The sequence below is a fragment of the Pseudochelatococcus lubricantis genome (assembly GCF_011762225.1).
Lineage (GTDB): Bacteria > Pseudomonadota > Alphaproteobacteria > Rhizobiales > Beijerinckiaceae > Pseudochelatococcus > Pseudochelatococcus lubricantis.
The window spans coordinates 346014-371891 of the sequence record NZ_JAASQI010000002.1 but is presented as its reverse complement, the minus strand read 5'-3'; the positions used below and the strand labels follow the sequence as shown (position 1 = coordinate 371891).

The 25878-nt window shown below is 67.7% G+C and carries 28 protein-coding genes; 8 read left to right on the top strand and 20 right to left on the bottom strand.

Annotated features, from left to right (window positions below; all coding sequences use genetic code 11):
* Positions 1-7 precede the first annotated feature (7 nt).
* Both FHS82_RS05645 and FHS82_RS05640 read right to left on the bottom strand, forming a co-directional pair.
* Positions 8-1312, bottom strand: coding sequence for an SAM-dependent methyltransferase (locus tag FHS82_RS05645; protein ID WP_166949697.1), 1305 nt, complete (start codon positions 1310-1312; stop codon positions 8-10).
* 99 nt (positions 1313-1411) lie between these two features.
* Entirely contained in the window at positions 1412-1648 is a 237-nt protein-coding gene (locus FHS82_RS05640) for a DUF1674 domain-containing protein (RefSeq protein ID WP_166949695.1), read from the bottom strand.
* 73 nt (positions 1649-1721) lie between these two features.
* Here FHS82_RS05640 and FHS82_RS05635 point away from each other — a divergent pair, with 73 nt between their 5' ends.
* Both FHS82_RS05635 and FHS82_RS05630 read left to right on the top strand, forming a co-directional pair.
* Positions 1722-3113 carry an RsmB/NOP family class I SAM-dependent RNA methyltransferase gene (locus FHS82_RS05635; RefSeq protein ID WP_343042512.1) on the top strand — a complete coding sequence of 464 codons (1392 nt, stop codon included), beginning with the start codon at positions 1722-1724 and terminating at the stop codon, positions 3111-3113.
* Between the two features lie 240 nt (positions 3114-3353).
* Positions 3354-4205, top strand: a complete 852-nt coding sequence (locus tag FHS82_RS05630; protein WP_166949691.1) for a hypothetical protein — start codon at positions 3354-3356, stop codon at positions 4203-4205.
* Positions 4206-4224: 19 nt separating this feature from the next.
* Here the strand turns inward: FHS82_RS05630 and leuB are convergent, their stop codons facing one another.
* The 12 genes from leuB to FHS82_RS20905 form a co-directional block, all read right to left on the bottom strand.
* Positions 4225-5334, bottom strand: a complete 1110-nt coding sequence (gene leuB, locus FHS82_RS05625) for a 3-isopropylmalate dehydrogenase (protein WP_166949687.1) — start codon at positions 5332-5334, stop codon at positions 4225-4227.
* Between the two features lie 113 nt (positions 5335-5447).
* Positions 5448-6053 carry a 3-isopropylmalate dehydratase small subunit gene (leuD, locus tag FHS82_RS05620; protein WP_166949685.1) on the bottom strand — a complete coding sequence of 202 codons (606 nt, stop codon included), beginning with the start codon at positions 6051-6053 and terminating at the stop codon, positions 5448-5450.
* A 32-nt stretch (positions 6054-6085) separates the two neighbouring features.
* Positions 6086-6490, bottom strand: coding sequence for a metallopeptidase family protein (locus FHS82_RS05615; protein ID WP_208394127.1), 405 nt, complete (start codon positions 6488-6490; stop codon positions 6086-6088).
* 29 nt (positions 6491-6519) lie between these two features.
* Positions 6520-6642 (bottom strand): hypothetical protein, encoded by a 123-nt coding sequence (locus tag FHS82_RS21325; RefSeq protein WP_281351077.1) that lies wholly within the window; start codon positions 6640-6642, stop codon positions 6520-6522.
* A 3-nt stretch (positions 6643-6645) separates the two neighbouring features.
* On the bottom strand, positions 6646-8085 hold the full coding sequence (gene leuC / locus FHS82_RS05610; RefSeq protein WP_166949682.1) for a 3-isopropylmalate dehydratase large subunit: 1440 nt from the start codon (positions 8083-8085) through the stop codon (positions 6646-6648).
* 450 nt (positions 8086-8535) lie between these two features.
* Positions 8536-8949: a 50S ribosomal protein L19 gene (rplS, locus tag FHS82_RS05605; protein ID WP_166949680.1), complete on the bottom strand. Its 414-nt coding sequence runs from the start codon at positions 8947-8949 to the stop codon at positions 8536-8538.
* A gap of 256 nt (positions 8950-9205) precedes the next feature.
* Positions 9206-9934: a tRNA (guanosine(37)-N1)-methyltransferase TrmD gene (trmD, locus tag FHS82_RS05600; RefSeq protein WP_166949678.1), complete on the bottom strand. Its 729-nt coding sequence runs from the start codon at positions 9932-9934 to the stop codon at positions 9206-9208.
* Entirely contained in the window at positions 9915-10475 is a 561-nt protein-coding gene (gene rimM, locus FHS82_RS05595; RefSeq protein WP_166949676.1) for a ribosome maturation factor RimM, read from the bottom strand. Before rimM ends, trmD begins: the two co-directional genes overlap by 20 nt.
* Before the next feature lie 36 nt (positions 10476-10511).
* Entirely contained in the window at positions 10512-10892 is a 381-nt protein-coding gene (rpsP, locus tag FHS82_RS05590; RefSeq protein WP_166949674.1) for a 30S ribosomal protein S16, read from the bottom strand.
* A gap of 43 nt (positions 10893-10935) precedes the next feature.
* Complete coding sequence (gene ffh / locus FHS82_RS05585) at positions 10936-12555, bottom strand: signal recognition particle protein (protein WP_166949672.1); 1620 nt, start codon at positions 12553-12555, stop codon at positions 10936-10938.
* Between the two features lie 12 nt (positions 12556-12567).
* Positions 12568-12693, bottom strand: a complete 126-nt coding sequence (locus FHS82_RS21320; RefSeq protein WP_281351076.1) for a hypothetical protein — start codon at positions 12691-12693, stop codon at positions 12568-12570.
* Between the two features lie 233 nt (positions 12694-12926).
* Positions 12927-14009: a GyrI-like domain-containing protein gene (locus FHS82_RS20905; RefSeq protein ID WP_208394103.1), complete on the bottom strand. Its 1083-nt coding sequence runs from the start codon at positions 14007-14009 to the stop codon at positions 12927-12929.
* 309 nt (positions 14010-14318) lie between these two features.
* Here FHS82_RS20905 and dapF point away from each other — a divergent pair, with 309 nt between their 5' ends.
* Complete coding sequence (gene dapF / locus FHS82_RS05575; RefSeq protein WP_166949670.1) at positions 14319-15188, top strand: diaminopimelate epimerase; 870 nt, start codon at positions 14319-14321, stop codon at positions 15186-15188.
* Positions 15188-16420: a tRNA (N(6)-L-threonylcarbamoyladenosine(37)-C(2))-methylthiotransferase MtaB gene (gene mtaB, locus FHS82_RS05570; protein ID WP_166949668.1), complete on the top strand. Its 1233-nt coding sequence runs from the start codon at positions 15188-15190 to the stop codon at positions 16418-16420. Before dapF ends, mtaB begins: the two co-directional genes overlap by 1 nt.
* Here the strand turns inward: mtaB and FHS82_RS05565 are convergent.
* Positions 16349-17146, bottom strand: coding sequence for an RluA family pseudouridine synthase (locus FHS82_RS05565; protein WP_166949666.1), 798 nt, complete (start codon positions 17144-17146; stop codon positions 16349-16351). The genes mtaB and FHS82_RS05565 overlap by 72 nt on opposite strands.
* Positions 17147-17226: 80 nt before the next feature.
* Between FHS82_RS05565 and ftsY the strand changes: the two genes are divergently transcribed.
* Both ftsY and FHS82_RS05555 read left to right on the top strand, forming a co-directional pair.
* A complete protein-coding gene (gene ftsY, locus FHS82_RS05560) occupies positions 17227-18507 on the top strand; it encodes a signal recognition particle-docking protein FtsY (RefSeq protein ID WP_166949664.1) in 1281 nt (426 codons plus the stop codon).
* A complete protein-coding gene (locus FHS82_RS05555) occupies positions 18504-19154 on the top strand; it encodes a septation protein A (protein ID WP_166949662.1) in 651 nt (216 codons plus the stop codon). The genes ftsY and FHS82_RS05555 overlap by 4 nt, the downstream gene beginning before the upstream one ends.
* A 9-nt stretch (positions 19155-19163) precedes the next feature.
* Here the strand turns inward: FHS82_RS05555 and FHS82_RS05550 are convergent, their stop codons facing one another.
* The 5 genes from FHS82_RS05550 to ccmA form a co-directional block, all read right to left on the bottom strand.
* The gene (locus tag FHS82_RS05550; RefSeq protein WP_166949660.1) at positions 19164-19799 is read right to left on the bottom strand and encodes a DsbE family thiol:disulfide interchange protein; all 636 of its coding nucleotides are present in this window, start codon (positions 19797-19799) and stop codon (positions 19164-19166) included.
* A complete protein-coding gene (gene ccmD / locus FHS82_RS05545) occupies positions 19796-19954 on the bottom strand; it encodes a heme exporter protein CcmD (protein WP_246225096.1) in 159 nt (52 codons plus the stop codon). Before ccmD ends, FHS82_RS05550 begins: the two co-directional genes overlap by 4 nt.
* 11 nt (positions 19955-19965) lie before the next feature.
* A complete protein-coding gene (locus FHS82_RS05540) occupies positions 19966-20754 on the bottom strand; it encodes a heme ABC transporter permease (RefSeq protein ID WP_166949656.1) in 789 nt (262 codons plus the stop codon).
* A gap of 227 nt (positions 20755-20981) precedes the next feature.
* A complete protein-coding gene (gene ccmB / locus FHS82_RS05535; RefSeq protein WP_166950232.1) occupies positions 20982-21650 on the bottom strand; it encodes a heme exporter protein CcmB in 669 nt (222 codons plus the stop codon).
* Positions 21647-22276: a heme ABC exporter ATP-binding protein CcmA gene (gene ccmA / locus FHS82_RS05530; RefSeq protein ID WP_166949655.1), complete on the bottom strand. Its 630-nt coding sequence runs from the start codon at positions 22274-22276 to the stop codon at positions 21647-21649. The genes ccmB and ccmA overlap by 4 nt, the downstream gene beginning before the upstream one ends.
* 216 nt (positions 22277-22492) lie before the next feature.
* On the opposite strand from ccmA, the gene acnA reads away from it, so the two are divergent.
* Together acnA and FHS82_RS05520 are read left to right on the top strand one after the other, a co-directional pair.
* The gene (gene acnA / locus FHS82_RS05525) at positions 22493-25195 is read left to right on the top strand and encodes an aconitate hydratase AcnA (RefSeq protein ID WP_166949654.1); all 2703 of its coding nucleotides are present in this window, start codon (positions 22493-22495) and stop codon (positions 25193-25195) included.
* Positions 25196-25387: 192 nt separating this feature from the next.
* Complete coding sequence (locus FHS82_RS05520) at positions 25388-25666, top strand: acyl carrier protein (protein WP_166949653.1); 279 nt, start codon at positions 25388-25390, stop codon at positions 25664-25666.
* Positions 25667-25878 lie beyond the last annotated feature (212 nt).

The following is a 25878-nucleotide window of genomic DNA, read 5'->3' as shown; positions in this document are numbered from 1 at the left end:
GGCTTTTTCATGCGTAGAGATCGGCCCGCGTCGGCGGCAGGCCGGAAAGGCCGCGGGCGCGCTTCGAGGCGAGCGTCTGGAAGATGCCGATGGTGCCGCGCTCGAAGCCGAGCGAGACGCCGGCGAGATAGAGCAGCCACAGCCGCGTCTTCGCCTCGCCGACCTCCGCGATGGCCTTGTCGCGGTTGGCCACGAGCCGCTCACACCACAGCCGCGTGGTGCGCGCATAGTGCTCGCGCCATGCCTCGACATCGTGCACCTCGAAGCCGTGACGCTCGATGCTGCTCACGGTGCCGCCGATGTGATCGAGTTCCGCCCCGGGAAAGATGTAGTCGATGATCGCCGCATATTCCGGCCGCTTGCGCCGGAAGGCGCGCTGCGATTTCTTGGCCGGGCGGGTGATGGCGTGGTTGAGCAGCAGGCCACGCGGGCGCAGCAGGCTGTGCAGCTTGCCGAAATAGGCCGCGTGATTGTCCAGCCCGACATGCTCGAACATGCCGATGGAGGCGATCTTGTCGAATTCGCCGTCGAGTTCGCGATAGTCCTTCAGCTCCACCGTCACCCGGTCCTGAAGGCCGAGATCCGCGATCTTCCCGCGCACGTGGTCGAATTGCGCCTGCGACAAAGTGACGCCGTGGGCCTTCACGCCATAGTGCCGCGCGGCATGGCAGATGAGCCCGCCCCAGCCGCAGCCGATGTCCAGGAACCGCTCACCGGGCTGCAGCCGCAGCTTGCGGCAGATCATGTGCAGCTTGGCCTGCTGCGCCTCCTCGATTCCCGTTTCCCAGGTGGGGAAATAGGCGCAGGAATATTGCATCTCGGCATCGAGGAAGAGCTGGTAGAAGGCGTTCGACACGTCATAGTGAAACTGCACCAGTGCCTTGTTGTCGCGCCCCTGCGCGTCCTTCGCCGTCTGCTCGCCGGAATAGGCGAAGCTGCCGGCGCCTTCCGCCTTGCCGCCGCCGAAGACGAACGGCAGCAGGGAGCGCACGAGGAGCCCCTTGTCGAGCTGTTTCCACAGCCGCTTGCCCGCCGTCCCGCGCCGCGCCGCGAGGTCGAACAGCGTGCCGCCCTCGATGTCGATGTCGCCCGCGCCCAGCAGTTCCACAAGCGTCGGCAGGCGGGGCGAGCGCACCAGCCGGCTGATCGCCTCCGGCGAGCGGATGACCACGGCAACGTCACCCGCCGCGCCAGCGCCGAGCGGCACGATCTCGCCGTTCCACAGCCGCACGGCGAGGTCGACCGGCGCCTTTTCCGCCACGTGGGCGAGCAAGCGCCGGATTGCTGTCAGCCGTTTGTCTGCCTCGCCCATCAGCGCCTCCCGGATCGAGCTTCTGCGATAGCCTCGGTTCCGGTTCATAGGCGCGGCGCGCGCGTTTGTCACGTCCGCGCGGCGTTCCCGTGCGGCGTGTCAGAAATCGCTGGCGATGCCCTTGACTTCCCAATCGTCATAGCGCACCGGTTCCAGTCCGCCCCGGCCGTTGACCTCGCGCCGTTCGGCAAGCGTGTTCGCCTTGCCGTCGATGACGGCGCGGCGGGCGGCGGCTTCAGCCAGCGCCCGCTCGGCGGCGGGCGTCAGCGTCTTGCGCGTCACCGGCACGGGCGGGAGTTGCCGGTCGGCAAGGTTCTTTTCGGGTGGCGATGACATCACGTCTCCTCGGCATAACGTTCACGGACGGGCGACGCCGGTCGGCCCCGCCATATACTAGGGAAACAGCAGCGTGCAGCGCAACAGGCCGGGAGACGACGCTCCCCGCAACGCCTCCCCCGGACAGCCCCGCCGTTCAGCCGGCCCGTCCGTGCCGCGCGGCCTCGCGGCGCGGCGCGTAGCCGCCTATGCTCTCGCCGACGTCACGCAGGAGCACCTGCCGCTCGATGAGGCGCTGGAGCGGCAGTTCGGAATCGGCGACGGCATCGCGCTCGACGAGCGTGACCGGGCGCTGGTGCGCGCCATCGTCACGGCGGCGCTGCGGCGGCTCGGCACCATCCACGCCGCGCTCGACGCGCGCATGCCGAAGGGCATTCCGGCCAAGTCCGGCCTGCTGCCGGAAATCCTGATCGTCGGCGCGGCGCAGATCCTGCTGCTCGACATTCCCGACCGTGCGGCGGTGGACCTCGCCGTCCACCACGCGCGGGCAGACAGGCGCGCCTTTCCCTATGCGAAGCTCGTCAATGCCGTGCTGCGGCGCGTGGCGGAATCGCGCGAGGCCATTCTGGCCGAAACCGGCGGCGACGACGTGCCGCACTGGCTGACGGAGCGCTGGCGCGGAACCTATGGCGCGGCAACGGCGCGCGCCATAGCCGGCGCCTTGCGCCACGAGCCCGGTATCGATATCACGGTGAAGGCCGACGCGGCAGGCTGGGCGCAGCGGCTCGACGGCCGGCTGCTGCCCAACGGCTCCGTCCGCCTCAACGCGCGCGCGCATGTCGCCGCCCTCCCCGGCTATGCGGACGGCGAATGGTGGGTGCAGGACGCCGCCGCAAGCCTGCCGGCGCGGCTCATCGCCGCAACCCCGGGCGAGCGCGTCCTCGACCTTTGCGCCGCGCCCGGGGGCAAGACAGCGCAGCTTGCCGCGGCGGGCGCCGTCGTCACCGCCGTCGATCGTTCGCCCGAGCGCCTCGCGCGTCTCGCAGAGAACATGACGCGCCTGAAGCTGGACGTGCGGACGGTAGCGGCAGACGCCCGCACCCTGACCGGCGGCGAGCCCTACGACGCCGTGCTGCTCGACGCGCCCTGCTCGGCCACCGGCACCATCCGCCGTCATCCCGATGTCGCCTGGACGAAACAGCCGGAAGAGATCGCGAGCCTCGCCGCGCTCCAGTCGGCGTTGCTCGACCGGGCGGCCGCGCTCGTGCGTCCGGGCGGACGGCTCGTCTACAGCACATGCTCGCTGGAGCCCGAGGAGGGCGAGGCGCAGATCGCCGCCTTCCTCGCCCGCCACGCCGATTTCGCCCGCTCGCCCGTTTCGCCCGAGGAGATCGGCGGCATCGCGGATGTTATCGACGCGGACGGGCAACTGCGCACCCTGCCCCATCACCTCCCCGACGAGACACCCCGGCTCGCCGGTCTCGACGGCTTCTTCGCCGCCCGTCTCGTGCGCCGGAAGGCTTAGAGCATTGATTTTGAGTGATTTCTTACCGATCAGATATTCCATTTAATCGGTAAGCGCTTTAAATCACGCCTGTTCAAAGCCTGTGGATAACGCTCTGCCGGTAACTTTCCATTTACGCTGCGGGCAAGAATCCGTGCCGCCGTCCGCCCACGCGCGCCGACCGCGTGTAGGATGCGACCGGTTCGGCAGGCCCGGCGGCACCCCTGCGTGGGCCGCGGCGGATCACAGACGGAAAGCGCGATGACGTTTACGGCATCAGGCGAAGGACACGACGACGGCCATCCCGGCGAGGCCGCCTCCCGCGCGCGGGCTCGCGGACGGCGGCGCCGGCGCGTGCCGCCGGTATCGGTCGCGCTCAGCGCGCTTCTGCTCGCCGGCATCGTGGCGTTGGCGATACCCGGCGTCGTGCCGACCGGCGACACTTCCGGCAGCGGCTCATCCGCCCCGCTCGAAGCCTATGTGGCCCGCCCGACGCCGGCCATCGATGCGCTGGACGACAAGCCCGCGCTCTGGACAAATGCCGAGACACCCGAGCCGCTCTATCAGTTGCGCACGCAGGAACTTCTCGACCTTCCCGCGCGCTACGCCGCCCGCGAGCACGGTCTTGGCGGGCGCGAGGACGTGCTCGCCTTCGGCGACTATCATGGCGAGGGACTGCATCTGCGCCTGTCCGTCTACCGCATGGGCAAGGAGGCGCCCCGCCCGTCGACCTTCTTCGTCGATCTGGCCCGCCGCTCTGCGGAGGCCGGCGTCGGCGTCACCGGCATGGGGCCGCCCGTTGCCGAGGACACGAAATTCGGCCCCACGGAAATCGCCGACGCACGCCTGAACCTCGACGGCGACGAGCGCGCCTGCCAGGCCTTCAGGCTCATGACGACAGCCGAGGGCGAGCAGACATCCTGGCAGATATCCGGCTGGGTATGCGATGCGACGCCCGTCGCGCCGCTGGAGATCGCCTGCTTCCTCGATCATCTCTCGGTGACGGAGGCGGCGCACGACATCTCGCTCTCCCGCCTCTTCGCGCGGGCGAACGAACGTCGGCGGCCCGAATGCGGCGGCGTGCCGCAGCCTATCCCGCCGAAAGGCGCATGAGCCTTCCGGCGGGCCGGCACTACTGGATCAGCGTCTCCAGCTCGCGAATCACGGCGTCGCCCATGTCGCTCGTGGAAACCGTGTTGGCGCCCGGCGCGGCGATGTCCTTGGTGCGGATGCCCGCCGCCAGCACGTTGGCCACGGCCTTTTCCACCAGATCCGCTTCCTGCCCGAGATCGAACGAATAACGCAGCGCCATCGCGAAGGAGCCGATCATCGCGAGCGGGTTCGCCAGCCCCTGCCCCGCGATGTCCGGCGCCGAGCCATGCACCGGCTCATACAGCGCACGCCGCTTGCCGGTCGCCGGATCTTCCGCGCCCAGGGACGCGGACGGCAGCATGCCGAGCGAACCGGTCAGCATGGCCGCAACGTCCGACAGCAGGTCGCCGAAGAGGTTGTCGGTCACGATCACATCGAACTGCTTGGGGTTGCGCACGAGCTGCATGCCGCAGTTGTCCGCCAGGATGTGCTCCAGCGCCACATCCTGATAATCCTTGTGCACCTCGTTGACGACCTGGTGCCACAGCACGCCTGTCTTCATGACGTTGCGCTTCTCGGACGACGCGACCTTGCCCCGGCGCTGGCGCGCCAGCTCGAAGGCCACGCGCGCGATGCGCTCGATTTCGTGCGTGGTGTAGATCTGCGTATCGACGGCGCGTTTCTCGCCGTTCTCCAGCGTCACGATCTCCTTCGGCTCGCCGAAATAGACACCGCCCGTCAGCTCGCGCACGATGACGAGGTTCAGGCCGTCGACATATTCGCGCTTCAGGGCGGAGGCCTCCGCCAGCGCCGGATAGCAGATTGCCGGGCGCAGGTTGGCGAAGAGGCCGAGGTCCTTGCGCAGCCGCAGCAGGCCGGCCTCCGGCCGCTGGTTGTAGGGCACGTCGTTCCACTTCGGCCCGCCGACCGCGCCGAAGAGAACGGCGTCCGCAGCGAGCGCCCGGTTCAGGGCGTCGTCCGCCAGCGCCACGCCGTGCTCGTCATAGGCCGCGCCGCCGACGAGATCCTTCTCGATCTCGAACCGGGCAAGCCCCCTGTTCGAGAACCATTGCACGAGCTTCTCGACCTCGCCCGCGACCTCGGGACCGATGCCGTCGCCCGGCAGGAGCAGCAGATGATGGGATGTCATTGGCGGACGCCTCTTCGCGCGTTTCGTTATCGGGAGAAGCATGAAGCGGCGCGAGCGCCGAATCACGCTCTCCCTGAATACTATCTCTGGCGGATTTTTCTATCCGCAAGCAGTTACACCCACGGCCGGGTATCGACGTTCTGCGTCTCGTAGTGCTCGATCTCGACGGCCTTCTCCATCGTCAGGCCGATGTCGTCGAGGCCATTCAGCAGGCAATGCTTCCTGAACGGATCGATGTCGAAGGACACCACCTCGCCGTCGGACGCGGTGATGGTCTGCGCCTCCAGGTCGACGGCGAGGCGCGCGTTCCCGCCACGCCGCGCGTTGTCCATCAGCAGTTCGAGTTCTTCCGGCGTCACACGGATGGGCAGGATGCCGTTCTTGAAGCAGTTGTTGTAGAAAATGTCCGCGAACGACGTCGAGATGACGCAGCGGATGCCGAAATCGAGCAGGGCCCACGGCGCATGCTCGCGGGAGGAGCCGCAGCCGAAGTTGTCGCCCGCCACCAGAATCTGCGCCTGGCGATAGGCGGGCTTGTTGAGCACGAAGTCCGGATTCTCCGTCCCGTCCTCGTTGAGCCGCATCTCCGCGAACAGGCCGCGCGCGAGGCCGGTGCGCTTGATGGTCTTCAAGTACTGCTTGGGAATGATCATGTCCGTGTCGACGTTGACGATTTCCATCGGCGCCGCGACGCTGGTCAACTGGGTGAACTTGTCCATTGCGAAAACCCCTCGGCCGATAACGTTACGTTTCAGCCCGTTGCATCGTCCTGCCCGGCCTGCCGTTCGATTTCCTCCATGTCCGCGTCGGAAAGGCCGAAATGGTGGCCGATCTCGTGCACCAGCACATGGGTTATCAGGCTGCCGAGCGTTTCTTCGTGGTCGGCCCAGTAGTCGAGGATGGGCCGGCGATACAGAAACACCAGGTTGGGCATCTGCCCGGTCCAGCGGATGCCGCCGCCCTGCGCCAGCCCGTTGCCGTGAAACAGCCCGAGCAGATCGAACGGCGTCTCGCATTCCATCGCATCGAGCGTGTCGTCGTCGGGAAAATCCTCGATGCGGATGACGACGTCGCGCGCGAGTTCGCGGAACGCTTCCGGCAGCGCGGCGAACGCCGCCTCCGCCAGTTCCTCGAAGACGTCGAGGCCGGGCGCCATCGCGTCGCGCCATTCAGCGGGCTGTCTGCTCACGGTTCACCTCCGAAACTCAGAATGAACAGCAGAAACAGCACGCCCAAGGCGACATACGCAAGGCCGCGACCGAGACGCCGGCCCCAGATTTCAATGCGGTCCGGCGTCTCGTCCGTCATGGTTCAGCGCCACTCGCGGACGTCGACGAAGCGTCCCGCGATCGCCGCCGCCGCCGCCATGGCCGGGGAGACAAGATGCGTGCGGCCCTTGAAACCCTGCCGGCCCTCGAAATTGCGGTTCGAGGTGGACGCGCAGCGCTCGCCAGGCTCCAGCTTGTCGGCGTTCATGGCAAGGCACATCGAGCAGCCCGGCTCGCGCCATTCGATGCCGGCGTCGATGAAGATGCGGTCGAGGCCCTCCGCCTCCGCCTGAAGCTTCACGAGGCCAGAGCCCGGCACCACCATGGCCTTGACGCCTTCGCGCACCCGGTGGCCCGCGACGACGCGCGCCGCCGCCCGCATGTCCTCGATGCGGCCGTTCGTGCACGAGCCGATGAACACGCGGTCGACCGGGATATCCGTGATTTTCGTGCCGGGCCTCAGGCCGATGTAGTCGAGCGCCCGCCACTTGGCCTGCCGTTTCATTTCGTCGGCAATGTCATCCGGATTCGGCACCACGCCGGCAATCGAGACGACGTCCTCCGGGCTCGTGCCCCAGGTCACGATCGGCGGCAGGTTGGCGCCGTCCAGCACCACCTCGCGGTCGAATATGGCGCCCTCGTCCGTGCGCAGGCTCTCCCAGTAGCGCACGGCGGCATCCCACGCCGCGCCGCGTGGCGCCTTGGGGCGGTCCTTCAGGTACTCGTAGATTTTCTCGTCAGGCGCCACCATGCCGGCGCGCGCGCCGCCCTCGATGGTCATGTTGCAGACCGTCATGCGGCCCTCGACCGAGAGCGAACGGATCGCCTCGCCCGCGAACTCCACCACGTGGCCGGTGCCGCCCGCCGTGCCGATCTCGCCGATGATCGCCAGCACCACGTCCTTGGCGCTCACCCCCTCCGGCAGCTGCCCGTCGACGGTGATGCGCATGTTGCGCGCCTTTTTCTGGATCAGCGTCTGGGTGGCGAGCACGTGCTCCACCTCCGAGGTGCCGATGCCGTGCGCAAGCGCGCCAAAGGCGCCGTGGGTCGAGGTGTGGCTGTCGCCACAGACGATGGTCGTGCCCGGCAAGGTAAAACCCTGCTCCGGCCCCACGACGTGGACGATGCCCTGGCGCTTGTCCAGTTCGTTGAAATACTCGACCCCGAAGTCACGCGCGTTTCCCGCCAGCGTCTCGACCTGCTGGGCGCTTTCCGGGTCGTCGATGCCCTTCGAGCGGTCGGTCGTCGGCACGTTGTGATCGACGACGGCGAGCGTGCGCGCGGGGGCGCGCACCTTGCGCCCGGCGAGCCGCAGGCCCTCGAACGCCTGCGGGCTCGTCACCTCGTGCACGAGGTGGCGGTCGATGTAAAGCAGGCAGGTGCCGTCCTCCTGCCGGGAGACGACATGGTCGTCCCAGATCTTGTCATACAGGGTACGCGGTTTTGCGTTGTCACGCTGGCCAGCGGCCGGAATACCACTCATGATGCCGAACCTTCAATATCGGCGGGGCAACGTGCAGCTTGCACATTGCCTCAGAAACGAACGGAAGAAATGGAAAATCCGCGCATCGGTTCTACGCGGACGATACTGACGCCGGTCCTTCCGGCGTCAGCGGCCAAGGCCGGCGGCAAGGGAGGCGGAAAAGCGCCCGAAAAAACGCCACGGCAGACGCGCATGATCGTGCAACGCCGCAAATTCCTGCGTCGTCGGCCACTTGGGCCGTGCGACCCCTCGCGCAAAACTGCGCGCCGTCACGGACAAAGGCACGGGCGTCATCGTCATAAGAATAGTTCTTAACACAACGGGCTGTAGCGAACAATTCTTTTTGCAGCGGGCGCCCGGACGACACAAAATAATAAAAAAGGCGATCCGGCATGAGCCACGGATCGCCTTCCCTCAGATATCGGCAGGGCCGGAAACGGCCCGGTGCCCTTACTTCGCCGCAGGCGCGGCCGCGGCGGCCTGCTTGCCGGAGGTGCGGTTACGATCCACGCGCTCGGCGATGCGGGCGGACTTGCCGCGACGGTCGCGCAGGTAATACAGCTTGGCGCGGCGCACCTTGCCCCGGCGCACGACCTTGATGGAATCGATGATCGGCGAGAACAGCGGGAACACGCGCTCCACGCCTTCGCCATAGGAAATCTTGCGGACGGTGAAGCTCTCGTGCAGGCCGGAACCGCCGCGGGCAATCACGACGCCCTCGTAGGCCTGAACGCGGGTGCGGTCGCCTTCCTTGACGCGGACGTTCACGATGACCGTGTCGCCGGGCTGAAACGCGGGGGTCTCGCGAACGGCGGAAAGCTTCGCGATCTGCTCTTTTTCGAGCTGCTCGATGATGTTGCTCATATCAAATACTCCTGCCGAAGCACCAATACGGTGCCAGCGTTTCGGCGCGCTGTTTTCAGTTGATTCCCGCCTGCAGCCAAACTGGCGCGGGGGATGGTGGCGTATACACGAGCCGCACCCGGATGTCGAGCCGTCGCGGCGCGTCCACGTGCCTCTATAGCATTTCGACATTTCATTGAAACGCAGAAATGCTATAAGTTTTTGATATTACGCGCTTTCTTCACGCAAACCGGTATCCACTTTGCTTGAAAACGCTTTAGGTGGATTTCTTCTCCCACAGATCCGGCCGTCGCGCGCGCGTCAGCCGTTCCGCCTCCTCGCGCCGCCAGCGGGCGACGGCGCCGTGGTTGCCGGACAGCAGGATCTCGGGAATTTCCCGCCCCTCCCACGCGCGCGGGCGCGTGTAGTGCGGGTATTCGAGCAGCCCCGCCTCGAAGCTTTCCTCGGCGCCGGAGGAATCGTGGCCCATGACGCCCGGCAGCAGGCGCACGCAGGCGTCGATCATCACCATGGCGGCGAGTTCCCCGCCGGAGAGCACGTAATCGCCGATCGACACTTCCTCAAGGCCGCGCCCGGCGATCACCCGCTCGTCCACCCCTTCGAAGCGCCCGCAGACGATCACCGCCCCCGGCCCTTCGGCAAGCGCGCGCACACGCGCCTGTTCGAGCGGGCGCCCGCGCGGGCTCATCAGGAAGCGCGGCCGCGCGTCGGCCGCGCAAACGGCATCGATCGCCGACGCCAGCACGTCGGCGCGCAGCACCATGCCCGGCCCGCCGCCCGCCGGCGTGTCGTCGACGCTGCGGTGACGGCCGAGGCCGTGGTCGCGGATGTCGTGGGCGTCGAGCGACCAGTCGCCGCGCTTGAGCGCCTCGCCGGCCAGGCTGAAGCCAAGCGGCCCCGGAAACATCTCCGGAAACAGCGTCAGCACGGACGCATGCCAACCCTGGGCATGCCCGCCATGTTCCTCATCCGCGAGGTGCGTCATCGTCGTCGTCGCTGAACAGGCCTTCTGCCGCCACCACGATCCGCTTGGCAGCGACGTCCACCACTGGCACGAAGGCCTTCGTGAACGGCAGCAGCGCCGGCGCGCGGCGGCCGAGCGAAGAATGGGGCGCGATCTCGATGACATCGCCGCCGCCGAAATCGTGAAACGCCATCAGCCGGCCGATGACCGTGCCCGAGGCATCCTCGACCCGCGCGCCGATAATGTCGACCTGCAGGAACTCGTCGTCCTCAAGCTCCGCCTGCAGCCGCTCGCGCGGCACATAAAGGCGCTCGCGCGTCAGTGCCTCGGCCGCCTCGCGGGTGGCGACGCCCTCGACGCGGGTGACGAACATGTCCGCCGTCCCGGCCACCGCGCGCAGCCCGGCGAGGACGACGGCGCTGCCATCCTCGCGCTGCAGCGGATTGTAGGACGCGATGGCCGCGGGATCGCCGGTGAAGGACTTCAGCCGCACCTCGCCGCGAACGCCGTGGGCGCGGCCGAATTCGCCGACGAGGACGCGCTCGCGTTTCGCCTCAGCCATGTCCGCAATCCGCGCTCATGTCCGCGTCCGCCCGGATCACGCCTCGGCGGGGGCGGCTTCGGCAGCGGCGGCCGCAGCAGCGGCGGCGGCTGCAGCGCGTTCGGCCGCGCGCTCCTGCGCCTTCTTGCCCGGCTGGCCCTTGGCGGGGTTGTTGCGGGCAGCGCGCGGGGCGACGCCGGCGGCGTCAAGGAAGCGCAGCACGCGGTCGGTCGGCTGCGCACCCTTGGCGATCCATTCCTTCGCCTTCTCGGCGTCGAGCGTGATGCGCGCCGGATCGTCCTTCGCCTTCAGCGGATCGTAAGAGCCGATGCGGTCGATGAAGCGACCATCGCGCGGCGAGCGCGCATCGGCGACAACGATACGGTAATAGGGGCGCTTCTTGGCGCCGCCGCGGGCGAGACGAATCTTCAGAGCCATTTTTTCACTTTCCTTTTCAACAAATCAGAATGTACCGGTTTACTTACTTTTTCCTGCCGAACGGATTGAACGATCCGCCGGGTTTGCCGAGCCCCGGCAGGCCGCCGCCAAGCCCTCCGCCGGAGCCGCCGCCCAGGCCGGGAAGTTTCGGAACGCCGCCGCCGGACGGCAACTTCGGCAAACCAGGATTGGGCAGGCCCGGAGGAAGGCCGCCGCCCGGCAAGCCGCCGGGAGCGAGCCCCGCCGGCAATTGCTTCTTCATTTCCTCGATCGCCTCCGGCGTCAGCTTCGAGGGATCGATATTCGGCATGCCGCCACCGACGCCGAAGAGGTTGCCGAGCGCCCCGGCGATGCCGCCGCGCCCGCCCTTGCCCATGGCCTTCATCACATCGGCCATCTGGCGATGCATCTTGAGCAGCCTGTTGACGTCCTCGACCCGGGTGCCGGAACCGGCCGCGATGCGCTTCTTGCGGCTCGCCTTCAGGACATCCGGCGCGCGCCGTTCCTGCGGCGTCATCGAATCGATGATGGCCTTCTGGCGCTTCAGCACGCGGTCGTCGAGGTTCGCGTTATCGAGCTGGTTCTTCATCTTGGCGACGCCCGGCATCATGCCGAGCACACCCTTCATGCCGCCGATGCGCTCCATCTGGCTGATCTGGTCGCGCAGGTCGTTGAGATCGAAGGAGCCCTTGCGCATCTTCTCGGCCATGCGCAGGGCCTTTTCGGCGTCGAGAGTTTCCGACGCCTTCTCGACGAGCGATACGATGTCGCCCATGCCCAGGATACGGTTCGCGACACGCCTGGGGTGAAAATCCTCCAGCGCATCGATCTTCTCGCCGGTGCCGACGAGCTTGATCGGCTTGCCGGTGACGGCGCGCATGGAGAGCGCCGCGCCGCCGCGCCCGTCACCGTCCATGCGGGTGAGCACGATGCCGGTGACGCCGAGGCGCGAATCGAAGGCGCGGGCGGTGTTGACCGCGTCCTGGCCGGTGAGGCTGTCGGCGACGAGCAGCACCTCGTGCGGGTCGGTCGCGGCCTTTACCTGCGCCACCTCCGCCATCAGCGCCTCGTCGATGGTGACCCGGCCGGCGGTATCGAGCATGACGACGTCGTAGCCGCCGAGGCGCGCGGCCTCCATGGCCCGGCGCGCGATCTGCACGGCCGACTGGCCGGCGACGATCGGCAGCGCATCGACACCGACCTGCTTCGCCAGCACCGCAAGCTGCTCCATGGCCGCCGGCCGGCGCGTGTCGAGCGACGCCAGCAGGACCTTGCGCTTTTCCTTGTCGGTGAGGCGGCGTGCGATCTTGGCCGTCGTCGTGGTCTTGCCCGAGCCCTGCAGGCCGACCATGAGGATGGCGACGGGCGGCAGCGAGTCGAGGCTGATCGGGACCGCTTCCGTGCCGAGCATCTCGACGAGCTGGTCGTGCACGATCTTGACGACCATCTGACCCGGCGTCACGGACTTGACGACGTTGGCACCGACGGCGGCTGCCTTCACCTTGTCCGTGAAGCTGCGCACCACCTCCAGCGCCACGTCGGCCTCCAGCAGCGCACGGCGGACCTCGCGCAGCGCCACGTTGACGTCCGCCTCGGTCAGCGCGCCACGGCGCGTCAGCGTATCGAAAATGCCGGAAAGTTTCTCGGAAAGGCTCTCGAACATGGCTGTCTCCGGTTATCCGTTGGCGGCCGCCGTCACGCGGGCGCGCGCCATCCGTCCCCGCAGGGGGATGTGCGGGCGCGCATGCGCAATGTCCAGACCCGGCAGAACGCCCGCCGTGCGGGCCGCTTCGCCAACCATGCCACTCTCTCCGTCAACGATCCGCCGGAAAATCCCATGGGCGCAAAGCCGAACGCGCCCGAGGGCGCAACGCGCTGTCGGACGTTGACCTCCGGCCGGGCATGACATGCCGGACACGGTCGGCGGCTCACGAACAATGGTTCGGGCGGATATATCCGGACCTTATGCAATCGGAAACACGAACGAGTCAAGCCCTCTCGCACAGCAACACGCACGCGGACGCAGCGGAAGCGTCAGCCCCCACTTCCCGGCACGGGCGCAGCAGGCGCGGGTACGACAGCCGGCGGCTCATCCCGAGCAGGTTCTTGCCGAGCAGGTTCTTGCCGAGCAGGTTCTTGCCGAGCAGGTTCTTGCCGAGCAGGTTCTTGCACGGGCTCTTGCGCGGGCTCTTGCGCAGGTTTTTGTACAGGTTCTTGCGCCGGCGGCGGCTCCTGCGCGGGCGTCGCCGGCGTTTCGGGTTCCTTCGGCGTCCCCGCCCCTTCCTGGGGCTGCGGCGCGGGGGCTTTCCCGCCTGGCGCGTCAACAGGCTGCACGTATATATAGACTTCCAGCGCCTCGTCGGTTGGGTCCGTCAGATCGGTGACGTATTCCTCGATGAAGGCGTCGCGCACCACGATGTTGCGGCTGTCGAGCCAGGCAGTAACAGCCTCGTAGGTGGTCTCGATATCGTCGTAGGGCGAGGCGTGCACGAACCGGTAGGCCTTGCCGGACGGACTGAGGCCGAGCCTGACCGCATCGGCGGTGGCATCCTTCGCGCCCTTGCCGTCGACATGCTCCGCCGCCGCCTGCCGCAGCGCCTCCTGCGCCGCGGCATCGCCGCCGTCGGGCTCCACGGGCAGCATGGCATCGAAGCTGAAGCCGTTGTCGTCCGTCCGCGTGAAGATGGCGAACGGTCTGCCCTTCACGTCGAAGCCGGCAGCGATGGCGATTTCGTCGAGCAGCCTGAAGGCGGCCGAAAGGCTCTCGAATCCCTTCGCCCATTCAGCCTGCGACGACAGCACCAGCGTCTTGCGGGGTGCGATGTCGACCTCGTCCACGCCGCCGGCGTCGGCAGGCGCGGGCGCGAGCGTCGACTGGGAGGCGTCGGGCGCCCGCGGCGTATCGCCCGCATGGTATGGCGAAGGCGCCAGGCTGCCGGGGATGCTGCCCGGCATGCCGGGATAGGGAATGGGCGGTGCTGCAGGCGTATCGCGAACCACGGCGGCCGGGGGCGGCCCGGCGGTTTCGACGGTTTCGGCGGGCGTCGCATGCGCCACCGCCACGCCGCCCGCCACCACCACGAGGGAAGCCAGAAACGCGAATCGCTCACGCGCCATCATCACATCGCTCCAGAGATCAGCGCCGCAAGGACCGGACCGCGCCAAGACGGCCGGGCCGCTGTCCGGGCCGCGCCATGAACTTTCGCTTAGCAGTCTTCGCTTATCATATGAATGTTACGGGTAAAGGGCAGGCCGTTCGATTGCGTTTTCTTTCTGACGCCCTTCGGCCCTATACTGCCGGCGCGGCCATCGGCCCGGAAGCGTCCGGCAAGTGTGGAACCTGCCGGGAGTGGCTATTTTGCGCCCCCTGCACCATATCTGCCTGTCGTGGCCTTGCCGCGCTACCATTCATGACGGACACAAAACTTGAATACGCTCGCCAATCTGCCTTTTCTCAAGATGAACGGTCTCGGCAACGAGATCATCGTGCTGGACCTGCGCGGCCGCTCGCACATCGTCACGGAACGGGAGGCGCGCGCCATCGGACGGTTTGAACGGGCGCGCTTCGAGCAGCTCATGGTGCTGCACGATCCCGTTTCCGAAGGCACGGACGCCTTCGTGCGCATCTACAATGCGGACGGCTCGGAAGCCGGCGCCTGCGGCAACGGCACGCGCTGCGTGGCGTGGGCCATCCTGCGCGGCACCGATCGCAGGCAGGCTGTCGTCGAAACCGCCGCCGGCGTCCTCGCCTGCACACGGCAGGACGACACCGTCTTCACCGTCGACATGGGCGCGCCGCGCTTCGCCTGGGAGGATATTCCCCTCGCCCATCCGGTCACGGAAACGGCGGCGCTGCCCCTGCACCGCGAGGCGGAGGGGCTGCCGGCGCTGGAGAAGCCCTTCGGCGTGAGCATGGGCAATCCGCATGCCATCTTCTTCGTCAGCGACGCCGCAGCCTACGACCTGACCGCGATCGGCCCGTCGCTGGAGCACGATCCGCTGTTTCCCGAACGCGCCAACATCTCGCTGGCGCAGGTGCTCGACAGCGGGCATCTGCTGCTGCGCGTGTGGGAGCGGGGCGCGGGCGAGACCCGCGCCTGCGGTTCGGGCGCCTGCGCGGCGGCGGTGGCCGCCATGGCGCGCGGGCTGGCCGGGCGGCGGCTGGAAGTGCAGCTTCCCGGTGGCGCCCTGACCATCGAATGGCGGGACGATGGCCACGTGCTGATGACCGGCCCCACCGAACTCGAATGGGCGGATAGCCTGCCCCCGGCCCTGTTCCAGGACGCCGCCGCCTGATGGCCGTCGAGATCGTCACTTTCGGCTGCCGGCTGAACATCGCCGAATCCGAGGCGTTGCGGCGCCACGCGGAGGCCGCCGGCGGCGATATCGTTATCGTCAACACCTGCGCCGTGACGGCGGAAGCGACTCGCCACGCCCGCCAGAGCATCCGCCGCCTGAAGCGCGAGCGCCCCGGCGCCGAGATCGTCGTCACCGGCTGCGCGGCGCAGATCGAGCCCGGCCGCTTCGCCGCGATGCCGGAGGTGGCGCGCGTCGTCGGCAACGCGGAGAAGATGCGCCCCGAGACATGGACGACGCCTGCGACCGAACGTGTTTCCGTCAGCGACATCATGGCCGTGCGCGAGACCGCGCCACAGATGGCGGACGCCTTCGAGGGCCACACGCGCGCCTTCGTGCAGGTGCAGAACGGCTGCGACCACCGCTGCACGTTCTGTGTCATTCCCTACGGGCGCGGGCCGTCGCGCTCGGTGCCGATGGGCGAAGTCGTCGACAGCCTCAAGCGGCTGGTGGACAACGGCTACCGCGAGGCCGTCATCACCGGCGTCGACATCACGAGCTATGGCGCGGACCTGCCCGGCAAGCCGACCCTCGGCCTGCTGGTGAAGAACATCCTGCGCCATGTGCCCGGGCTCGCGCGGCTGCGACTGTCCTCCATCGACTCGGTTGAGGCGGACGACCATCTCCTGGAGGCGATCGCCACCGACGCGCGCATGATGCCGCACCTGCATCTTTCCCTGCAGTCGGGCGACGATCTCGTCCTCAAGCGCATGAAGCGCCGCCACGCGCACGCGGACATGCTGAAATTCGTGGAAACGTTGCGCCGCCTGCGCCCCGATATGGTGTTCGGCGCGGATATCATCGCCGGCTTCCCGACCGAGACGGAAGAGATGTTCGCCCGTTCATACGAGGCCGTCGTCGCCTACGGGCTGACGCACCTGCACGTCTTCCCGTTCTCGCCCCGACCCGGCACGCCGGCGGCGCGCATGCCGCAGGTGGCGCGCGAAATCGTGAAGGAGCGCGCGGCGCGGCTGCGCGGGCTCGGCGCGCGCCTGCTGGAAATGCACCTCGCCGGCGAGGTCGGACAGCAGCGCATCGTGCTGACGGAGCGCGGCGGCGTCGGCCGCACGGAAGCGTTCACGCCGGTGAAGCTGCCCGGCTCAACGGTTCCCGGCCAGCTCCTGCCCGTCATCATCGGTGCCCACGACGGGCGGCAGCTTGTCGCTGCCTGACGGCGCGGGCGCGTCGAAGCCGAGAGCGGCGAAGGTTTCCGCCATATGGGCCGGCAGGGGCGCCTCCACATGAACGGGCTCCCGCCTGGGATAGAGCGGCAGCGTGATGGCGCGCGCATGCAGATGCAGGCCCGGACCGCCGAAGCGCGGCGCGTGGCCGTAGACGGCGTCGCCGAGGATGGGAAAACCGCTCGCGGAGCAGTGCACGCGCAGCTGGTGCGTGCGACCCGTCACCGGCTCCAGCGCCAGCCACGTCCGGCCATCGGCCCGCCCCAGCACCCGCCAGCGTGTGAGTGCCGGCTGGCCGGCCGGATCGACCTTCATCCACCAGCCCCTGTCCGGATCGCGCGGGGCGAGCGGCAGTTCGATCTCGCCCGTCTCCGCCTCCGGCCCGCCTTCCACGATGGCCCAGTAGGTCTTGTGCGCCTGGTTGCCCTTGAACAATTTTCCCAGCCGCTCCAGCGCCTTGCGATGGCGGCCGAGGACGAGGCAGCCGGAGGTGTCGCGATCGAGCCTGTGGGCAAGTTCCGGCACGCGGGGCAGGCCGAAGCGCAACGCGGGCAGAAACTGCGTCAGCGTCTGCGTGCCTGCGCGCCCGCTGCGCGACAGGCTGTTGCGCGGCCCCGGATGCACCGGCAGGCCCGCCGGCTTGTCGATGACGAGCATGAGCGCATCGCGATACAGCACGCGGCGCATTATCTCGGCTTCTGTGACTTCCCCGTTCATGCCGTTCGGGCTATCGAGGATGTCGCGCGATGGCAAGCCTGTGCGCAAACAATCTGGAACCTGCAACGACGGAAAAGCACATGACCGACGACGACAGGCAGGACGGCAAGAAACGCGGCCTGTTCTCCCGCCTCTTCGGCAGGAAGCCGGAAGCCGCGCCCGCGCCGCAGCCCGCGGAGAACGAGCAAGCCCCCGTCCCGCCGCAGGAGGCCCCGGAACCGCAGGCAGCGGAGGAAGCGCCGCTGCCCGAATCAACCGTGACCGAGATTGTCGCGACGGAGCCCGCCGCACCGCAGCCCACGCCCGTCAGCGCGCCCGAACCCGAGGTGGAGCCGGAGGAGCCAGAGCCCGAAGTGGAAGAGCCAGAGCCCGGGGTGGAAGAGCCGGAGCCCGGGGTGGAAGAGCCGGAGGTGGAAGAGCCGCCGGCGAAAGGCGGCTGGTGGCAGCGCCTCAAGGCCGGCCTGTCGCGCACGTCCTCGTCCATCGGCTCGGGCATCGCCGGCATCTTCACGCGCCGCAAGCTCGACGACACGACGCTGGAGGAGCTGGAGGACATCCTCATCCAGGCGGATCTCGGCGTCGCCATGGCGACGCGCGTCACCGAGGCGGTGGGCAAGGGGCGCTACGACAAATCCATCGAGCCCGAGGAAGTGAAGGCGATCCTCGCGCGCGAGATCGCGGCCGTGCTCGAATCCGTCGCCCGGCCCCTCGCGATCGACACCGCGAAAAAGCCGTTCGTGATCCTGATGGTCGGCGTCAACGGGTCGGGCAAGACGACCACCATCGGCAAGCTCGCGCAAAAATTCCGGGCGGAGGGGCGCTCCGTGATGCTCGCCGCCGGCGACACGTTCCGCGCCGCCGCCATCGAACAGCTCTCGGTGTGGGGCGAGCGCACGGGCGCGCGCGTTATCCGCCGCGAGCAGGGCGCCGACGCGGCGGGCCTCGCCTTCGACGCGCTGAAGGAAGCGCAGGAGAGCGCCACCGACGTGCTGCTCATCGATACCGCCGGCCGCCTGCAGAACAAGGCGGGGCTGATGGCGGAACTCGAAAAGATCATCCGCGTCGTCAGGAAGCGCGACGAGAGCGCCCCCCACGCGGTTCTGCTGGTGCTCGACGCCACGACGGGGCAGAATGCCATCAGCCAGGTAGATATCTTTGGCCAGATGGCGGGCGTCACCGGCCTCGTCATGACCAAGCTCGACGGCACGGCGCGCGGCGGCATCCTCGTCGCCATCGCCGACAAGTTCGGGTTGCCGGTGCACTTCATCGGCGTGGGCGAAGGCGTCGACGACCTCGAACCCTTCGCCGCAACGGATTTCGCCCGCGCCGTCGCCGGGCTCGACGAGCACGAAAGACCATGACGCAACCTGCCGAAACCGGAAAAGAGGGCCTGCCGCCCCTCACCAAGCTGCTGCTGGAGATGGGGCCGCTGCTGCTGTTCTTCGCCGCGAACGCGCGCCCCGGCTATTTCACGCCCTTCGTCGGCCCCCTGCTGCCCGCCGGCATGGGCGCCGAGCACGCGGGCATCTTCGCTGCCACGGCGGTTTTCATGCTGGCGACGGTCGCTGCGCTCGTCGTCAACTACGTGCTGGAACGGCGCGTGCCGATCATGCCGCTTGTGTCGGGCATCGTGGTGGTGAGTTTCGGCGCCATGACGCTGTGGCTCAACGACGACCTGTTCATCAAGCTCAAGCCCACCATCGTCAACTGCCTGTTCGGCTCCATCCTGCTCGGCGGCCTGTTCCTGTTCGACAAGCCCCTGCTGCCCGTCATCTTCGGCGGCGTATTCCAGCTTGACGACGAGGGCTGGCGCAAGCTCACCTTCCGCTGGGGCGCGTTCTTCTTCGTGCTCGCCGCGATCAACGAGATCGTCTGGCGCACGCAAAGCACGGATTTCTGGGTGAGTTTCAAGGTGTTCGGCATGACGCCGATCACGCTCGCCTTCGCGATCGCCCAGACGCGGCTTATCCTGCAGCACTCGCCGCAGGAGGAGCCGAAGGAGGGCTGAACGGTCCTGCTACCGGGCGGAAGCCGCCTCGGCGATGGCCTTTTCCAGCGTCGTCGCGAGGGCTTCCGGCGTCAGCGGGCCGATGTGCTTGTGGCGGATGGTGCCGTCGCCCGCCACCACGAAGGTCTCAGGAACGCCGTAGACGCCCCAGTCGATGCCGACGCGGCCGTTCTCGTCCGCGCCCACGGCCGCGAAGGGGTTGCCCAGCGCCCCGAGGAAGCGGCGCGCGTTCTCCGGCGCGTCCTTGTAGTTGATGCCGACGACGGTCACGCGCGGATCGGCCGCGAGCCGCACGAGCAGCGGATGCTCCTGCCGGCAGGGCACGCACCACGACGCCCAGACATTGACGAGCGTGACCTTGCCGGCCTTCAGATCGGCCGTCGCGAGCCCCGGCACCGGCGCGCCGTCGCGTACGAGTCCCGGCAGCGGCGGCAGCGCGAACGCCGGCACCGTGCGCCCGATGAGGGCGGACGGCACACGCGACGGATCACCTTCGATGAGCCGCGACAGGAACAGCGCCGCGAGCGCGCCGAAAACGACGAGCGGCAGCAGCACGAGAAGGCGCCGGCGCGGCTTCTCCGGCGCCTCCTGTTCAGTCGGCGAAGCAGGTTCTTTCCGCGGGTCCGGTTCGGCCGTCGTGGTCATGGTTGCGCCGCCTTCCGCCGCGACCGGCGCTGCACACCGCGCGCCTCGAAATCCGCAAGGGCGCGCTGTTGCGCCCGGTGATCGAGAACCGCGCGCAGGATCAGCCCGCCCACGGTGATCGCAGCGAACGCATAAGCCGCGACGATATAACCCATATGCCCGCCGCTCATCGGGCCACCCCCGGCGCAACGACCGCCGCGACGGGCGCGCGCTCCCGCTGCTGGGCCTCCAGCAGGCTCAGCGCGCGCACGCGCCGGCGCAGGATCTCCGTGCGCATGCCCGACAGGTGCAGCGAGACCGCGAGCAGGGTGAAGCCGGCCGCCATCACCAGCAGCGGCCACAGCATGGAGGCGTCGATGGTCGACCCGCCCAGCCGGAACACGGAGGCAGGCTGGTGCAGGGTGTTCCACCAGTCCACGGAGAACTTCACGATCGGGATGTTGACGAAGCCGACCAGCGTCATGATGGCGACGGCGCGCGCGGCCGCCGACGGCTCCTCGATCGCCCGCCACAGGCCGATGATGCCGAGATAGATCAGCAGCAGCACGAGTTCCGACGTCAGCCGCGCATCCCACACCCACCACGTGCCCCACATCGGCTTGCCCCAGATGGAGCCGGTGACGAGGCACAGCAGCGTGAAGGCCGCGCCGATGGGAGCGGCCGCCTTCTGCGCCACGTCCGCCAGCGGGTGGCGCCATACCAGCGTGCCGATGGCCGAGCCCGTCATCATGGCGTAGAGAAACAGCGACAGCCAGGCGGCGGGAACGTGGATATACATGATGCGCACCGTGGCGCCCTGCTGGTAGTCGTCCGGCACCTGAAAGAACACGAGCCAGAGCCCGACCGCCAGGAGCACCGCCGACAGGCCGGCCATCCACGGCAGCACGCGCGCGGAGAGCGCCAAAAAGCGGGTCGGATTGGCGAGCGCCGTCAATATCGAGTTGTTTTCAGCCATCCCCGGTTCCGGATATCAGGGTTCGACGATCGCCCTCCCCAACGCTGTGCGGCACGGCGTTTCTGGAGGAGGCCCCAGTTTACAGCCCATGTAAAGACAGCCGAAGCGCCCGGCAATGCGATAATTTGCCCGATGATCATACGCGGGTTTCCCAAGGAAGGCATGACGCGCCGCAACGTGGCCGCCCGGAAGCCGTTCGTGGCCGTGAACAGGGGCACGGCCGGCGTCTACCCCTCCGCCCGCAGCGCCATCGCCGCCGCCACGGCACCGACGACGAGCGCCGCGAGGCTGATCGCGCACAGGATGAGGAAGGGCGTCAGGAACGGCACCGTGCCGCCGGTGGCGGCGCCCGCCGCGGAGACGCCGAAGATGAGGGTGGGCACCATCAACGGCATCACGAGGATGGAGAGAATCAGTCCGCCACGCCGCAAGCGCGCGGTCAGCGCCGCGCCGACCATGCCAATGAAGGTGAGTGCCGGCGTCCCGACGAGCAGGGTGGCGGAAACCGCCAGCATGGCCTGCGGCGTCAGCGCCAGCAGCAGCCCGAACAGCGGCGCGCAGAGCGCCAGCGGCAACCCCGTCGTGAGCCAGTGCGCGGCGCCCTTGGCGATCACCACGAGCTCGAGCGGCGTCTCGCTCGCCAGCATGATGGCGAGCGACCCGTCCTCCTCATCGGCCTGGAACAGCCGGTCGAGGCCGATCAGCGTGGAAAGCACCGCAGCAAGCCACAGGATGGCCGGGCCGATGCGCGACAGCAGGTTGAGATCAGGACCGATGGCGAAGGGAATGAGCGTCACCAGCATCAGGAAGAACACCAGCGACAGCCCGCCCGCCCCGCCGATACGCGCGGCGATGTGCAGGTCGCGCCCGACAATGGCGACGAGCGTGCGAATCACCACATCACCTCGGCGTCCTCGGCCTCCTGCGGCGGCTCGATGCGTAGCGTCAGCGCGCCGTCGAGCGCCAGCGGCAGGTGCGTCGCGGCGACGATCAGGCCCCCGTTCGCCAGATGCTCGCGCATCAGTCCATTGACCAGCGCCTGCGACGGCGTGTCGAGCGCCGAGGTCGGCTCATCGAGCAGCCAGACGGGACGGGATGTGACAAAAAGTCGCGCCAGCGCCACCCGCCGCCGCTGGCCGGCGGACAGGTAGGCGACCGGCAGCCGCGCCAGATGGGCGACATCGAGCTTCTCCAGCGCCTCGACGGGCGTGAGCGCCGGATGGCCGAGCACGTCTCGGGCGAAGGCGAGATTTTCCTCGGCGGTCAACATCGCCTTGAGCCCCTCGCGGTGGCCGACCGCGTTGATGACTTCCGGCAGGGTGCGTTCGCCCGCTTCCATCAGTTGCAAAGTCCCCCCCGCGGGCTTGAGCGCGCCGCCCAGCAGGGCGAGCAGACTCGACTTGCCGGCACCGTTGCGGCCGGTGATGACGAGCGCCTGCCCCGCGGCGAGCGTGAAGCAGAGACCGGAAAACAGCAGCCGCCCGGAGCGGCGGCAGGCGAGATTGTCGACGACGATTCGCAAGGCCGGTTTAAATCCTCTCTAAACAATTGCTTTCAGGCGACTAGCTCTTTAGAACAACTATCAACGGTCTAGCGCACCGACGCGAAAGTGACTATATAACTCGCAGGCTGCGCCGCGCGCGTGACGCGCGGGGACCTGGGCACTCCCGGGGCGGCGCGCGCGTTCGGCGCTTCCAGGCTTGGCATTCGTGTCTCACGTCCCCGCAAGGATCACGCAATGACGACCTCCAACGATACTTTCAATTCCCGCCGCACCCTTCAGGTCGGCGACAAGTCCTACACATACTTCTCGATTCCGGAAGCGGAAAAGAATGGCCTGGAGGGCGCGTCCCGCCTGCCGTTCTCGACGCGCGTCCTGCTCGAAAACCTGCTGCGCTTCGAGGACGAGCGCACGGTGAAGCGCGACGACATCCTCGCCATCGCCGACTGGCTCAACAACAAGGGCAAGGTGGAGAAGGAAATCGCCTTCCGTCCCGCCCGTGTGCTGATGCAGGACTTCACGGGCGTGCCCGGCGTCGTCGACCTCGCCGCCATGCGCGATGCGATGAACAAGCTCGGCGGCGACCCGAAGAAGATCAACCCGCTGGTGCCCGTCGACCTTGTCATCGACCACTCGGTGATCGTCGACGAGTTCGGCACGCCGCGCGCCTACCACGACAACGTGGAAAAGGAATACGAGCGCAACGGCGAACGTTACCGCTTCCTGCGCTGGGGCCAGGATGCGTTCGACAACTTCCGCGTGGTGCCGCCGGGCACCGGCATCTGCCACCAGGTGAACCTCGAATACCTGTCGCAGACCGTGTGGACGCGCACCGAAAACGGCGAGACCGTCGCCTATCCCGATTCGCTCGTCGGCACCGACTCGCACACCACCATGGTCAACGGCCTCTCCGTGCTCGGCTGGGGCGTCGGCGGCATCGAGGCCGAGGCGGCCATGCTCGGCCAGCCGCTCTCCATGCTCATTCCGGAAGTGATCGGCTTCAAGCTCACCGGCCGGCTGAAGGAAGGCGTGACCGCCACCGACCTCGTGCTGACCGTGACGCAGATGCTGCGCAAGAAGGGCGTGGTCGGCAAGTTCGTGGAATTCTACGGTCCGGGCCTCGACGCCATGACCATCGAGGACCGCGCCACCATCGGCAACATGGCGCCGGAGTACGGCGCGACCTGCGGCTTCTTCCCCATCGACGACGCGACCATCCGCTACCTGCACAAGACCGGCCGCGCCGACGACCGCGTGGCGCTGGTCGAGGCCTACGCGAAGGCGCAAGGCACCTTCCGCACGGCCGACACGCCCGATCCCGAGTTCACCGACACGCTCTTCCTCGACCTCGGCGACGTCGTTCCCTCGATGGCCGGCCCCAAGCGCCCGCAGGACCGGATCCTGCTCTCCGGCACCCGGCAGGGCTTCATCGACGCGATGGACACGGAGTTCAAGAAGGCCGCCGATATCGCCAGCCGCTACAAGGTGGAGGGCAAGAACTTCGACCTCGGCCACGGCGACGTGGTGATCGCTGCCATCACCTCCTGCACCAACACGTCGAACCCCAGCGTGATGATCGGCGCCGGCCTGCTCGCCCGCAACGCGGTGGCGAAGGGCCTGAAGTCGAAGCCGTGGGTGAAGACCTCCGTCGCGCCCGGCTCGCAGGTCGCGGGCGAGTATCTGGAGAAGTCCGGCCTGCAGAAGGACCTCGACGCGCTCGGCTTCAACATCGTCGGCTACGGCTGCACGACCTGCATCGGCAACTCCGGCCCGCTGGCCGAGGAAATCTCGAAGACGATCAACGACAACGGCATCATCGCGACCGCCGTGCTGTCGGGCAACCGCAACTTCGAGGGCCGTATAAGCCCGGACGTGCGCGCCAACTACCTCGCTTCCCCGCCGCTCGTCGTGGCCTATGCGCTCGCGGGCTCGCTGCAGATCGACCTGACGACCGAACCGCTGGGCACGGGGGCGGACGGCCAGCCGGTGTACCTGAAGGACATCTGGCCCTCCTCGCAGGAGATCCAGGAGTTCATCGACAGGAACATCACGCAGGAACTGTTCCGCCGCCGTTACGCGGACGTGTTCACGGGCGACGCGAACTGGAAGGGCATCACGGTGTCCGGCGGTCTCACCTACCACTGGGATTCGTCGTCCACCTACGTGCAGAACCCGCCCTACTTCGAAGGCATCACCAAGACGCCGGAGCCGGTCGAGGATATCGTCGGCGCCCGCATTCTCGGCCTGTTCCTCGATTCGATCACGACGGACCACATCTCGCCCGCCGGTTCGATCAAAGAGGCGAGCCCTGCCGGCCGCTACCTGCGCGACCATCAGGTGCGCCCGCAGGACTTCAACCAGTACGGCACGCGCCGCGGCAACCATGAAGTCATGATGCGCGGTACCTTCGCCAACATCCGCCTGAAGAACCAGATGGTCCGGGATGAGAGCGGCAACGTCGTCGAAGGCGGCTACACCGTCCACTTCCCGTCCGGCGACCGGCTGGCGATTTACGACGCGGCCGAGCGCTACAAGGCCGAGGGCGTGCCGGTCGTCGTCTTCGCGGGCCGCGAGTACGGCACGGGTTCGTCGCGCGACTGGGCGGCGAAGGGCAGTAAGCTCCTCGGCATCCGCGCCGTCATCGCGCAGAGCTTCGAGCGCATCCACCGCTCCAACCTCGTCGGCATGGGCATCATCCCGCTCGTGTTCGAGGAAGGCACCTCGTGGGAGACGCTTGGCCTCAAGGGTGACGAGAAGGTGACGATCCACGGCCTCGGCGACACGCTCCAGCCGCGCCAGAAGCTCACTGTGGAGATCACCTTCGCGGACGGCACGGTGAAGAACGTCCCGCTTATCGCGCGCATCGACACGCTCGACGAGCTGGAGTACTTCCGCAACGGCGGCATCCTGCACTACGTGTTGCGCCAGCTCGCCGCCTGAGCCGGACGTGTTTGTGCCCACGGGGCAGAACATGTCACGCAATTGCAACAACCACCGGCACCGGCGCTTGGATAAGCGCCGGTGCTCATGTATATGGAATCATCCAATATCGGCTCTGCGTGGAGCTTTTCCGCGCAAGCCTTTGATTTGCCGTGACGCTGCAGCGCAGGCAACAGAATCAGGAGTATCGCGATGGCATCCACCTTCGAGACCGTCGCCGACATCATCGCCGAAACGTCGGACATTCCGCGTGAGCAGATCACGCCCGACAGCCATGCGATCGATGACCTCGGCGTCGATTCCCTGGCGTTCCTCGATATCGCCTTTGCCATCGACAAGGCATTCGGCATCAAGCTGCCGCTTGAGACGTGGACCCAGGAAGTCAACGAGGGCAAGGTGCCGGCGGAGCAGTATTTCGTGCTGAAGAACCTTGCCGCGCGCATCGACGAACTCGTCGCCGCAAAGGGGTGAGCGTGAACGGAAATACCGACCGGTGCAGCACGACAGGTTCCCCGCGCGCAACGATATCGGCGGGGACAGTCCGGTCGTCGTTTCCGCAATGCACCCGCACGATGTGCTCTCCGACACTTGTCATTAACGCAATCGGAAGCAATTTCCGACACGGTGAAGTTGCTTCCGCTTGAAATCCGACCTCTGGCAGCGACCGGCAACCGGAATTCCGG

What these genes read in the sequence shown, in the direction of transcription:
- FHS82_RS05645 (WP_166949697.1), bottom strand. Translation starts at nt 1,312, where the DNA reads ATGGGCGAGGCAGACAAACGGCTGACAGCAATCCGGCGCTTGCTCGCC.
- FHS82_RS05640 (WP_166949695.1), bottom strand. Translation starts at nt 1,648, where the DNA reads ATGTCATCGCCACCCGAAAAGAACCTTGCCGACCGGCAACTCCCGCCC.
- FHS82_RS05630 (WP_166949691.1), top strand. Translation starts at nt 3,354, where the DNA reads ATGACGTTTACGGCATCAGGCGAAGGACACGACGACGGCCATCCCGGC.
- leuB (WP_166949687.1), bottom strand. Translation starts at nt 5,334, where the DNA reads ATGACATCCCATCATCTGCTGCTCCTGCCGGGCGACGGCATCGGTCCC.
- leuD (WP_166949685.1), bottom strand. Translation starts at nt 6,053, where the DNA reads ATGGACAAGTTCACCCAGTTGACCAGCGTCGCGGCGCCGATGGAAATC.
- FHS82_RS05615 (WP_208394127.1), bottom strand. Translation starts at nt 6,490, where the DNA reads ATGGCGCCCGGCCTCGACGTCTTCGAGGAACTGGCGGAGGCGGCGTTC.
- FHS82_RS21325 (WP_281351077.1), bottom strand. Translation starts at nt 6,642, where the DNA reads ATGACGGACGAGACGCCGGACCGCATTGAAATCTGGGGCCGGCGTCTC.
- leuC (WP_166949682.1), bottom strand. Translation starts at nt 8,085, where the DNA reads ATGAGTGGTATTCCGGCCGCTGGCCAGCGTGACAACGCAAAACCGCGT.
- rplS (WP_166949680.1), bottom strand. Translation starts at nt 8,949, where the DNA reads ATGAGCAACATCATCGAGCAGCTCGAAAAAGAGCAGATCGCGAAGCTT.
- trmD (WP_166949678.1), bottom strand. Translation starts at nt 9,934, where the DNA reads ATGACGCACCTCGCGGATGAGGAACATGGCGGGCATGCCCAGGGTTGG.
- rimM (WP_166949676.1), bottom strand. Translation starts at nt 10,475, where the DNA reads ATGGCTGAGGCGAAACGCGAGCGCGTCCTCGTCGGCGAATTCGGCCGC.
- rpsP (WP_166949674.1), bottom strand. Translation starts at nt 10,892, where the DNA reads ATGGCTCTGAAGATTCGTCTCGCCCGCGGCGGCGCCAAGAAGCGCCCC.
- ffh (WP_166949672.1), bottom strand. Translation starts at nt 12,555, where the DNA reads ATGTTCGAGAGCCTTTCCGAGAAACTTTCCGGCATTTTCGATACGCTG.
- FHS82_RS21320 (WP_281351076.1), bottom strand. Translation starts at nt 12,693, where the DNA reads ATGGTTGGCGAAGCGGCCCGCACGGCGGGCGTTCTGCCGGGTCTGGAC.
- FHS82_RS20905 (WP_208394103.1), bottom strand. Translation starts at nt 14,009, where the DNA reads ATGGCGCGTGAGCGATTCGCGTTTCTGGCTTCCCTCGTGGTGGTGGCG.
- mtaB (WP_166949668.1), top strand. Translation starts at nt 15,188, where the DNA reads ATGGCCGTCGAGATCGTCACTTTCGGCTGCCGGCTGAACATCGCCGAA.
- FHS82_RS05565 (WP_166949666.1), bottom strand. Translation starts at nt 17,146, where the DNA reads ATGAACGGGGAAGTCACAGAAGCCGAGATAATGCGCCGCGTGCTGTAT.
- ftsY (WP_166949664.1), top strand. Translation starts at nt 17,227, where the DNA reads ATGACCGACGACGACAGGCAGGACGGCAAGAAACGCGGCCTGTTCTCC.
- FHS82_RS05555 (WP_166949662.1), top strand. Translation starts at nt 18,504, where the DNA reads ATGACGCAACCTGCCGAAACCGGAAAAGAGGGCCTGCCGCCCCTCACC.
- FHS82_RS05550 (WP_166949660.1), bottom strand. Translation starts at nt 19,799, where the DNA reads ATGACCACGACGGCCGAACCGGACCCGCGGAAAGAACCTGCTTCGCCG.
- ccmD (WP_246225096.1), bottom strand. Translation starts at nt 19,954, where the DNA reads ATGGGTTATATCGTCGCGGCTTATGCGTTCGCTGCGATCACCGTGGGC.
- FHS82_RS05540 (WP_166949656.1), bottom strand. Translation starts at nt 20,754, where the DNA reads ATGGCTGAAAACAACTCGATATTGACGGCGCTCGCCAATCCGACCCGC.
- acnA (WP_166949654.1), top strand. Translation starts at nt 22,493, where the DNA reads ATGACGACCTCCAACGATACTTTCAATTCCCGCCGCACCCTTCAGGTC.
- FHS82_RS05520 (WP_166949653.1), top strand. Translation starts at nt 25,388, where the DNA reads ATGGCATCCACCTTCGAGACCGTCGCCGACATCATCGCCGAAACGTCG.